General features: G+C 45.5%; 10 protein-coding genes and 1 pseudogene. 4 read left to right on the forward strand and 7 right to left on the reverse strand.

Going from position 1 to position 10928, the window contains the following annotated elements; translation table 11 throughout:
- The 4 genes and pseudogenes from V6C93_RS05545 to V6C93_RS05555 all read right to left on the reverse strand — a co-directional run.
- The coding region (locus V6C93_RS05545; protein WP_333475655.1) for a leucine-rich repeat domain-containing protein at positions 1 to 923 on the reverse strand (923 nt) is incomplete at its 3' end.
- Positions 920 to 1915, reverse strand: a complete 996-nt coding sequence (locus V6C93_RS38720; RefSeq protein ID WP_414644155.1) for a DUF6745 domain-containing protein — start codon at positions 1913 to 1915, stop codon at positions 920 to 922. The genes V6C93_RS38720 and V6C93_RS05545, both read right to left, overlap by 4 nt.
- A gap of 51 nt (positions 1916 to 1966) precedes the next feature.
- Positions 1967 to 2488, reverse strand: a pseudogene (locus tag V6C93_RS38725) (leucine-rich repeat domain-containing protein); the annotation flags it as partial.
- 263 nt (positions 2489 to 2751) lie between these two features.
- Positions 2752 to 3789, reverse strand: a complete 1038-nt coding sequence (locus tag V6C93_RS05555) for a DUF6745 domain-containing protein (protein ID WP_333475657.1) — start codon at positions 3787 to 3789, stop codon at positions 2752 to 2754.
- A 603-nt stretch (positions 3790 to 4392) separates the two neighbouring features.
- On the opposite strand from V6C93_RS05555, the gene leuC reads away from it, so the two are divergent.
- The 4 genes from leuC to aqpZ all read left to right on the forward strand — a co-directional run bounded on the left by leuC (position 4393) and on the right by aqpZ (position 8627).
- Positions 4393 to 5796, forward strand: coding sequence for a 3-isopropylmalate dehydratase large subunit (gene leuC, locus V6C93_RS05560; RefSeq protein ID WP_333475658.1), 1404 nt, complete (start codon positions 4393 to 4395; stop codon positions 5794 to 5796).
- 107 nt (positions 5797 to 5903) lie between these two features.
- Positions 5904 to 6716 (forward strand): class I SAM-dependent methyltransferase, encoded by an 813-nt coding sequence (locus V6C93_RS05565; RefSeq protein ID WP_333475659.1) that lies wholly within the window; start codon positions 5904 to 5906, stop codon positions 6714 to 6716.
- An 18-nt stretch (positions 6717 to 6734) separates the two neighbouring features.
- Positions 6735 to 7340 (forward strand): 3-isopropylmalate dehydratase small subunit, encoded by a 606-nt coding sequence (leuD, locus tag V6C93_RS05570; RefSeq protein ID WP_333475660.1) that lies wholly within the window; start codon positions 6735 to 6737, stop codon positions 7338 to 7340.
- 498 nt (positions 7341 to 7838) lie between these two features.
- Complete coding sequence (aqpZ, locus tag V6C93_RS05575; RefSeq protein WP_333475661.1) at positions 7839 to 8627, forward strand: aquaporin Z; 789 nt, start codon at positions 7839 to 7841, stop codon at positions 8625 to 8627.
- A gap of 40 nt (positions 8628 to 8667) precedes the next feature.
- On the opposite strand, the gene V6C93_RS05580 is transcribed toward aqpZ, so the two are convergent.
- The 3 genes from V6C93_RS05580 to recF form a co-directional block, all read right to left on the reverse strand.
- On the reverse strand, positions 8668 to 9144 hold the full coding sequence (locus V6C93_RS05580) for a CYTH domain-containing protein (protein ID WP_333475662.1): 477 nt from the start codon (positions 9142 to 9144) through the stop codon (positions 8668 to 8670).
- Between the two features lie 158 nt (positions 9145 to 9302).
- On the reverse strand, positions 9303 to 9749 hold the full coding sequence (locus V6C93_RS05585) for a CAAD domain-containing protein (RefSeq protein WP_333475663.1): 447 nt from the start codon (positions 9747 to 9749) through the stop codon (positions 9303 to 9305).
- 382 nt (positions 9750 to 10131) lie between these two features.
- A partial coding sequence (recF, locus tag V6C93_RS05590) for a DNA replication/repair protein RecF (RefSeq protein ID WP_333475664.1) occupies positions 10132 to 10928 on the reverse strand: 797 nt, incomplete at its 5' end.

The raw sequence follows: 10928 nt of genomic DNA on the forward strand, positions 1-10928 counted from the left end.
TTAGTCAGTCCAGACAGGGGTGTGATATCGCTGATTTGATTAGAGTTGAGATCAAGCTCTGTTAGCTGACTCAGGTTAGACAAGGGAGTAATGTCGCTGATTTGATTGTCGTAGAGCTTCAGTAAGGTCAGCCCAGTCAGACCCGAAAGAGGCTTGATGTCGCTGATTTGATTAGAGTTGAGCTTCAAGGCTGTCAGGTTAGTCAGACCAGACAGGGGGGTGAGATCACTGATTTGATTGCTGTGGAGATTCAGTTCGTCTAGCTCAGTCAGATCATACAGAGGTTTGATGTCACTGATTTGATTCTTATCAAGCTTCAGCATTCTCAGATTAGTCAGACCCGAAAGAGGCTTGATGTCGCTGATTTGATTGTCGTCGAGATGCAGCTCCTCCAGGTTAGTTAGACTGGACAGGGGCGTGATGTCACTTCTTTGATTTTCGCTCAGACACAGCCAGGTCAGGTTAGTCAGTTCAGACAGGGGTGTGATGTCGCTAATTCGACAATTGCCGTGGAGATTCAGCCTAGTGAGCTGAGTCAGAGCCAATAGGGGCGTGATGTCGCTAATTAAGTTGCGAAGATCCAGCCGAAACAAGGTGCTACTTGAAAGTATCCGCTCCGCTTCATCACCATCAGATGTGCCAGCCAACTCTAAGAGTGATTCAACTGTACATCTTGCCTCTGGAGAGAGGTCGTATTTATGTCGGCACCAGTCAGCAAAGCGGTTGAAGCGTCGAGTGGTCATGATTGTGGCATGGAGAGGTATATTTTCCGATTTGATGTCGTCTTCTATCTGGCAAGAGCCTAATCTGAGTGAGCCATAGAAGTCGATAATGCCTTGCGCGATTAGCAGCGCTTGCGCCCAAAGAGCGATCGCCTTGTTGATGCAGTGGGTGCGATCGCTCTCTTTCCTCGACCCTCTCAAGTTTGCACCGAAAATTCCTCTGGATCGACTCCCCAATTCACCCAAAAAATTGCTTCACGCGCTGACTTCATATCAGGTGGAACTCGCAAGGCGTGAATATATCCGGTGCTAGGACAAGTCATTTTTAATAGATAAATTGGCTCCAAATCCACATCAGAATCAATTTGAATGAGTGTGTATTCTTGCCCAGAATCTAATTCAATCGCTTGCAATTCTTGGCAAATTCGGTCGTAACCAATACCCTGAATCAGGACTCGCCTCAGTTCGGCGTTTTTCTCTTCTAAGAGCCATTGAGCTTGCCACTGATTGGGATGTACTTTGCCATATTTTTCAAGTAATCTCACGCCATGATAAGCGTAGACGCTCCAACCATCAGCAAATTGAATCGCGGGGGAGCCTTCGGCATGGAGGCGTTCTTGATTGTCAAATGAGAGAATGCGGGGGCGATCGCAAACAATACAAACTTTCTCAAACGGAAATAGCCAACCACAGGACGAAAAAAGCTGCTTGAGACACTGCAACGCTTCTTGTTCTTCGTCTTTCAGCACAAAACTGTATTCAGAGATAAAAAATTCAGTTGTGCTGATGGAGCGAAGCAGAGCTTCAGAGGTCATGTAACTCTTTAGTTTCATTCCGTCATGTTTCAACTGTTGCTCCAGTTGTCTCTCGACTTCCCTTCCTGCTCGAAATGGAATTTCGACATACAAGTACGACCATAGTGGCGAATTCAGCGATTTTCTCATTGCCTTAAATAGCTCTCGTTCCAGTGGAGAGAGCCATAGCCGATATCCATCTACTGACACAAGATTGTATCTATCTACTGATGTAAGAGCCGCGTAGGGACTACTGCAAAAAATTATTTCAGGTTCGGCAAAGCCGATAATGGCGTAGGCTGACTTAACAGCAACTGTTGCTTGTTGATGAGCAATTGGCTCAGTTGAGAGGTTGCGCCACTGCTGTTGAAGCGTTCTGAGCAGATTCAGATTGAAAATTGGGTTGTTGCCGAAGGCTTCTAGCTTGATTAGGTTAGTCAAGCCAGACACAGGAGTGATGTTGTTGATGCGATTGAAGCAGAGATAAAGGCAGGTCAGGTTGGTTAAGCCAGACAAGGGGGTGATGTCGCTGATTTGGTTGTCTTCAAGATAGAGCGTAGTTAGGCGAGTCAAGTCAGACAGGGGGGTGATATCGCTGATTTGATTTTTGTCGAGACTCAGGTAGCGCATTTGAGTCAAGCCAGACACGGGAGCGATGTTGGTGATTTGATTGTTGCTGAGATACAGATTAGTTAGGTGAGTCAAGCCAGACAAGGGGGTGATGTCGCTGATTTGATTTTTGTTAAGATTCAGCTTGGTTAGGTGAGTCAAGCTAGACAGAGGGGTGATGTCGCTGATTTGATTGTTGTTGAGATTCAGCTCAGCGCCACTTGACAAGACCCGATCCGCTTTATTAGGGTTAGATGTGCCAGCAAACTTTAACAATACTTCAACTGTATGTCTTGCCTCTTGCGAGAGGTCGTTTTTATGTTGGCACCAGTCTGCGAAACGTTTGAAGTGTCGAGTTGTCATGATTGTGGCATGGAAGGGTATGTTTTCCGATGCTCACTCCTCTTTGATCGTATTCTATCTGGCAACAGTCTAATCTGAGTGAACCATAGAAGTGATAATGGCTTGCGCGATTAACAACGCTTGCCTCCAAAGGGCGATCGCCTTGTTGATGTAGTTAGTGCGCTCAGCTTCACTACTGTCCTAAGAGCTAAGGTGATCCCTGTTTTCATGCCCGAAAGGTTGTATGCTACGGTTCTTATGCGATCGCTGTTTTTGTTATGGACTCAAGTTTGTACAGCAAATACCTCTGAATTTATTCCCCAATTGACCCAGGCGATCGCTTCTCTAGCTGATTTCACTTCAGGCGGGACACGTAAGGCGTGGATGTATCCCGTGCTAGGGCAAGTCATTTTTAATAGATTAATTGGCTCCACATCCACATCAGAATCGATTTTAAACAGGGTGTATTCTTGCCAAGAATCTAACTCAATCGCTTGCAATTCCTGGCAGATGCGGACATAACCAATTTCCTGAATTAATATTCGTCTCAGTTCAGCGTTCTTCTCTTCTAACAACCATTGAGCTTGCCAATGGTTGGGGTGAATTGCCCCATATTTTTCTGGTAGTCTTACCCCATGATAGGCGTACAGATTGAATCCTTCATAGGTAACAGCAGGTAATCCTACTCCGTGCAATCTGCCCTGCTCATCTAAGCGAATGGCTGAGGGTTTAGGAGTGACAACAGCGATATTTTTAAAAGCCCACCACCAGCCACAGTGCTTGGCAGTTTCCCACAACCCTTTTAGTTTGGAATAGTCAATGCCGATCGCATCAAAGTAGGCATAAATGGCAAGCGATTGCACATCAAGTAAACCCCAGGCACTCCCGATCTGTGAGAATGCAGCCTCCCCGACAGCTTCCCTAACAGCCACCTCGACATTGAAAACCGTATCCTCAACCGCTGCCTCAACAGACTCCCCGATCCCATCCTCGATCGCATACCTGATACCTTCCCCGACAGCAGCCCTGAGCGTCTTGAAGGCTGTATTGAAAAAAGCCTCCCCAACAGCACGCCTCATAGAATCCTTAATCAGGTTTGGCTTAGAAGCGATATAGGTAAGCGCCTCCACAGGATTATTGAACCACAGAATTTGTTGAGGTGGCTTCAATCTAGCGCACTTATAAGCCAGCGCGATCGCATCTTCAGCCTTTTGTTTATCTATCGGTGTTGTATCTAAACCAATACGTATCCACTGATCTCGAATGCTCGGTATCAGGGCTTCTTGCTCTGGTGTAAGTTCGGTAATAGGCTTCTGTATCATACGGGGGAAAGCTCTCTTCTCAACTCGTTGAGACGTTCTTAGGTGCAAGGATTCGAGATTTAATGACTTCAGGATCAACACGTTGCTACCTCTTACAATCTGGGAACACAAGAAGACTACTAGCAAAAATTAGTTTCTACGGCAGTTCTGTATTACTTCTCATCCCTAGCGGTGCAATTTACGCCAAACGTCTAAATCTGTTGTAATCGGCCTACTAAATGTGGCACATTGCTGCACATAATGATACGCAAGCCCTCCCATATTCGCCAAAATATCAGTAAGTTGCCAGAGAGTGGGTGCCAGTTTCTCAATAGGGCTATGGAACAGCCCATTCAACTGTTTTTACGGCTAATTGTCTAGTATCGTCTGGATGTGACCGTTAACAGGAGCAGAAAAAAGAGAGAGCAAACTCATCCTAATTCTTTTTAGCTCATAGATAAGCAAAACTCAGAGAAAATTTAGGTTGCTCCAACCAAAGCGTGATTGACCAAATCCGATGACCCACATTCCGCTCTACAATAGAAGACTTGAGCCTTTCAACAATCACCAATCACCTCTGGTGATATGTCACTACCCTTAAATTCAAGGTATCTACCTTAGCTGATGAGCGCTAGAACACTATTTGATAAAGTTTGGGACCTACATACCGTCGGTATTTTGCCTTCCGGTCAGACTCAACTATTTATTGGCTTACACTTAATCCACGAAGTTACCAGCCCCCAAGCCTTTGCGATGCTGCGGGAACGGGGATTGAAGGTGCTGTATCCCGATCGCACTGTTGCTACCGTAGACCACATCGTTCCCACCGATAACCAAGTGCGTCCTTTTGTTGATGTCCTGGCAGAAGAGATGATGCAATACTTGGAAAAAAGCTGCAAAGAGCACGGGATTCGCTTTTATAACATTGGGTCTGGCAGTCAAGGAATTGTCCATGTGATTGCTCCCGAACTGGGATTAACCCAACCCGGCATGACAATCGCTTGCGGCGATTCTCATACCTCCACACACGGGGCATTTGGTGCGATCGCGTTTGGGATTGGCACCTCTCAAGTCCGGGATGTTCTCGCATCCCAAACCCTAGCCCTATCTAAGCTCAAAGTCCGCAAAATCGAAGTTAACGGCAAATTGCCTCCTGGCGTCTATGCCAAAGATGTCATCCTGCATATCATCCGTACCCTCGGAGTAAAAGGTGGTGTTGGCTACGCTTATGAGTTTGCTGGCACTACGTTTGAACAGATGAGCATGGAAGAACGGATGACTGTTTGCAACATGGCCATTGAAGGGGGCGCACGTTGTGGCTACGTTAACCCGGATCAGGTAACGTTTGAGTACCTCAAAGGTCGAGACTTTGCTCCCAAAGGCGAAGACTGGGATAAAGCGGTGGAATGGTGGACGAGTATCCGCAGCGATGAGGATGCCGTTTATGATGATGTCGTCACGTTTGAGGCGGCGGAAATTGCGCCAACCGTAACCTGGGGGATTACTCCGGGTCAAGGAATTGCGATCAATGAGGTTGTTCCAATACCGGATACTCTGCCAGATTCTGAAAAAGCGATCGCACAAGAAGCCTACAGTTACATGCACCTGAACCCAGGCGCACCCATTCAAGGTACAAAAGTCGATGTGTGCTTTATCGGTAGCTGTACCAATGGACGCATCAGTGATTTGCGAGAAGCGGCAAAATTTGCCAAAGGTAAGCGGGTAGCCGAGGGAGTCAAGGCGTTCGTTGTTCCTGGTTCAGAACGGGTGAAACAGGAGGCGGAAGCTGAAGGATTGGACAAAATTTTTCAGGAAGCTGGGTTTGAGTGGCGAGAACCCGGATGTTCCATGTGTCTGGCGATGAATCCCGATAAACTCCAGGGTAGCCAGTTGAGTGCCTCTTCTTCTAACCGCAATTTCAAAGGGCGTCAGGGTTCGGCAACGGGACGTACACTGCTGATGAGCCCGGCAATGGTAGTAGCTGCTGCGGTGAAGGGTGAAGTGTTTGACGTGCGGGAGTTACTGTAGGGGCATCTCTTGTGGATGCCCATTGTGGATGCCCATTGTGGATGCCCCACATTCAAGCAAGGCAGGTACAAGACATGCCCCTACTCGCCATTTCATGGCACGATTAAATGCCAAAGCCAACGAATCTCAACGAATATCAGCAGGAAATCCTTGCGTTCTACGAGGCGCGAACAAGCTATGACACCGAGTTTACCTATCGTCGAGCGATTCCTCTTGTTGAATTGGCTCACCTGCAACCTGGACAACATATTTTAGATGTAGCCACGGGAACAGGTATAGTCGCGATCGCTGCTTCCGAAATAGTAGGTTCTGAGGGTAAAGTCATCGGAGTCGATTTTACTCCAGGAATGCTCGACCAAGCACGACGAAAAATCAGAGTAGCGGAGTTACAAAACATCCAACTGATTGAAGCTGATGCGGAAAGTATCAACTTTGAGGATGAACGTTTCGACGTCATTTTCTGTGCTACAGCTATTGTTTTGTTGAGTAATATTCCTGGGGCATTAGGCAATTGGTACCGCTGGCTCAAAAACGATGGAATTGTTGCGTTTTCCTGCTGGTCTGAGACATCGTTTTTCACACCTATCATTACTCAAGTCTGCGCTAAGTATGGCTTGTCGCTGCCGAATCTCCATGAGCCGCTTGGCAGTCCAGAAAAATGTCGTACTCTACTTCAAGAAATAGGGTTTAAAGACATCGAGATAAAAACCGAGCAATTTGGCAGTTATCTCAATCTGGATGAGGCTAAAAATTTTTGGAAAGGCAAATGGCTTTGTCCAAATGGTCATCCTTTGTTACATCTATCAGATGAGCAAATCGAGCAATTGAAAGCGGAATTTAGGGCAGAAGTTGAGACATTAGTGACAGATAAAGGAGTTTGGTCAGAAAATACGACATTCTTTGTCATGGGTAAAAAGTAAGTCAAGAGGATTAATTTGATGAGTCAAGTCAAAACAGTTTCGGGACGGGGAATTCCTTTGGTAGGTAATGATATTGATACCGATAGAATTATCCCTGCCCGGTTTTTGCGCTGCGTCACGTTTGATGGTTTGGGAGAACAAGCGTTTGCCGATGATCGCGCACAGACACAGGGGCAACATCCCTTTGATCAACCTCAGTATCAAGGAGCCAACATTTTAGTTGTTAATGGTAACTTTGGCTGTGGTTCCTCACGAGAACACGCTCCGCAAGCCTTGGCGAAGTGGGGAATTCAAGCGATCGTGGGAGAGAGTTATGCCGAAATTTTCTTTGGCAATTGTGTTGCGATCGGAATTCCCTGTGTAACAGCACCAACCGAAACGATCCAGACCTTACAAACAATATTACAAAATAATCCCCAAGCTCCGATGCGTGTGGATGTAGAAGGAATGCAAGTCCATTGTGGTGACTTCATCGCTTCTGTATCTATGGGTGAGGGAATCAGGCAAATGTTGACGACAGGGACTTGGGATAGTTGTGGACAATTAATTGCCCAAGTTGAGCAGATTCAGACTACAGCAACTCAGTTGCCCTATATGAAGTGGGGGAGCCGAGTGGCTAGCTGAGAGGAGTATGAGTAATGCTAGCTGAGTAGGGCTTGGTGCAAAGATATGTGTGTAAGGCACCCAGAAAAGGGAGTGAGTTTTCAGCCAAATGGCGTAGATTATTGAAGACATCTAGCTAAAACTAAGTTTTAGCCATCCTAGGCATAAAGTCCGCTGTAGCGGACTTTATTTTTCTTAGCAAATTGTTACTCAAAATGAGTTGAAATAGCGGATCAACAGTAGTTTTCAGTTATTGACAGATTATTAATACAGTGAGATAATATCGAAAATTCAAGAAAAGCCTAGAAAATTTTACTGTCACTTGCTTCCAGTTTATTCTTATCAAGAACATCTACCTAAACTGGAAATTTTTACTTGGGAAATTAGGAAATAGATTTTCTGATGACCCTACCTTAATTACATAGTATTGTTTTCCCGATCAATCGGTAAGATCTAACCTTCGTTAAGTCGTTTGTTCTCTCGATTGAATCGGCAACGAATAACTTAGAGAGGTTAAAAATGTCCCTTGTAAAGCGGTGCATTGCTGAGTTTATCGGCACCTTTTGGCTGGTTTTTGGGGGTTGTGGAAGTGCCGTGCTGGCAGCCGCCTTCACAGCCGATGCGGCAAAAATAGGTTCAAATACAGCATTTCCACTGGGTATCGGGTTAGTCGGTGTCTCCCTAGCATTTGGTTTGACCGTTCTAACAATGGCGTATGCGATCGGTCACATTTCAGGCTGTCACTTGAACCCAGCCGTTTCCTTTGGTCTTTGGATCGGCAAGCGCTTCCCTAGTAGCGATTTGTTACCTTATATCGGTTCTCAAGTGAGTGGAGCTATTTTAGCGGCAGCCGCCCTGTTTATCATTGCGATGGGTAAACCCAAGTATGATCTGGGGCCTAATGGATTGGCAGTCAATGGTTTTGGAGAGCTTTCTCCGGATGGCTATTCCCTCTTGGCTGCATTCATCGCTGAGTTTGTGTTGACCTTCATGTTCTTAATGATCATTATGGGTGCAACAGACCGCCGTGCTCCTCAGGGTTTTGCTCCAGTTGCGATCGGTTTGGGACTCACGTTGATTCACTTGATTGGGATTCCAGTAACTAATGTTTCCGTCAATCCCGCACGGAGCTTAGGTCCAGCGCTAATCGTAGCAATTTTTGGAGGTCACACCCTAGCCCTCTCTCAAGTGTGGCTTTTCTGGCTGGCACCCATTTTAGGAGGATTAGCGGCAGGTTCTCTATATTTATCAGTGTTCAGTGAGCCTAGCTTGGAGCGGGAGCGGCAACCCGTGGAAACGGGGCTTTGAGCCAATCCTTTGGTCAGAACTGAATTCTGGATTTTGGGGTTCAATGATTCTCCGACCACTGACTATAGGGATACTGAACTAAATTGGCATTGAAGTATCTGGCATCATCAGACACTTCTTTGCCAATCCAGTCGGGGAGTTCAATGGATTGATTTTCGTCCGTGAGTTCAACTTCTGCGATAATTAATCCTTGATTTTCACCTACAAACTCGTCTACTTCCCAAATCAAGCCAGCGTAATCAATTTTGTATCGGGTTTTTTCAATCAAGGGCGCTTGGCATAAATTATCCAGCATTTCTTGAGCATCCTTGGCTGGGATAGGGTACTCATACTCTGCCCTGGAACAACCCTCCGTTACACCCTTGATGGTGAGATATGCTTGATTCCCAGCGAGGCGCACTCTCACAGAACAGTCTTTTTTCGTAGAAAGGTAGCCTTGACGATATACAGTACCTGTAGCGAGCAATCGCCACTGATCGCCTTTGACTAAAAATTTACGTTCGATTTCAGTTGCCATCTCTGCAATTGAGGGTTATAGCGACAAAAAACAGGGGCACTGGTTTCGTGCCCCTACTATTCTCTATTAAAAATGATTGGCTTTTCGTTGAGCCTAAGAAAATTATTTGAGATCACCCCAATTTACCTTACATTCCAGAAGTATTTTAGGACGCAGGATTAACTTTCTACGTCGAAAACTTGTTTTTTGAAGTTCTGAATTTCTCCCGAAAGTTCTTGACGAGTTGCAGCGGTTAATAAATAGCGGTAAATGAACCAAATTCCGTAACCTAGACCAATGAGTTCCAAAAGCACTGATAACAGTGGAATATCATTGATAGCATCCAGTAAAGCCAGCATGACTTTAACGCTAATTAAGGCAAAAAAAATCCAGCCAAGGCTTGCTAGAAGTGGCTGGTATTTTTGGAAAAACTCCCCAACAGAATTTTGCAAATCAGTAATAAATTCAGAGGTTTTTTCTCCAAACTGTAGCCATTGCTCCTCTTTAGCGGGTTTTGGAGAGGGCATCTTACTCAACTTCAGGTTATCTTCAACCTTGACTTCTACGATGGGCGCTTCTTCTTGAACTTCAATCATTTCTTCGCTTTTTACAATTTCAGTTGTCATAGCGTTTTTAGGGGATAATAACGTGGAATGATGGACTGATCGTCTACCTAAAGCGCTCACTTAACTCGTGAACCAAGCCCTTACGGGTCAATCACAGGGAGATTGCCCCTACCATTAATGAATCTGCGCTCTAGAACCAATTTTATTGATCGGTTCTTTTTAGTCTATTGATGCCTACCCTTTAGGGTCAAGATGCAACCCCAAAAAAATCCAATTTTCTGAATTTCTTTAAGGTATCTTTATGTTCTTATTTTTTCAAAAAAAATTAATCTTGAAAATGAGAAAATAATTACAATTCTTAAATAATTAAAGGCTAAATCATTTTAAATTAAATAAATAAAATCCTGATTATTATCGACATAAATTGACCAATGATTAATAACTAAAAACTACTGATTTCTCCTGCCTGAACAGAAAGAATTTGAGAAGAATTCAACCACTGGGAATCAAACGCTCCTAAATGAGTTGTGGTAATCAGGGTTTGAAAGCGGTCTTGAATAGCTTCTAGTAGCTGATTTTGACGGTTAAGGTCGAGTTCCGCTAGCACGTCATCGAGTAACAAGAGTGGGGGTTCCCCTACAACTTCTTCAATCAGCTTGAGTTCTGCCAGCTTTAGGGCTAACACCAATGTGCGTTGCTGACCTTGGGAGCCATAAGACCTAGCAGGTGTCTGGTTGATGGTAAACTCGACTTCATCCCGGTGAGGGCCAACGAGGGTCGTCCCCTGACTTTGTTCAGGGATTCGGCGCTGTTGGATTTTGTCTAAAAATGCCTTTTGTACTTCTTCGGGGTCATCTTTTTCAGTACGGATATTGGGAGCATAGGTAACTTCCAGCACCTCAGTTGCCCCACTGATACTAGCGTGCCATGCCGCTGCGATAGGTGCCAGCCGTTCGATGACTCTTGCTCGACGCCGTGTGACGCGTGAACCGGCTGTCGCTAGTTGGACATCCCACAACGCTAGTTCTGTATTAAAGTCTCTGGATGATTCCTCAAGCTTGCCTTCTGCTGCTCCAACTCGGTATTTTTTCAGGAGGGCGTTCCGCTGTCGCAGTACCTGGTTATATTGCTGCAAGATGTAGGCATAGATAGGTTCTAACTGAATGAGCAGGGAATCGAGCCAGTTGCGACGCCGTTCCGGTGCCCCTCGTACCAGTTCCAAATCCAGACTAGAGAACT

Source organism: Allocoleopsis sp., assembly GCF_036703385.1.
In the GTDB taxonomy this organism is placed as follows: domain Bacteria; phylum Cyanobacteriota; class Cyanobacteriia; order Cyanobacteriales; family Coleofasciculaceae; genus Allocoleopsis.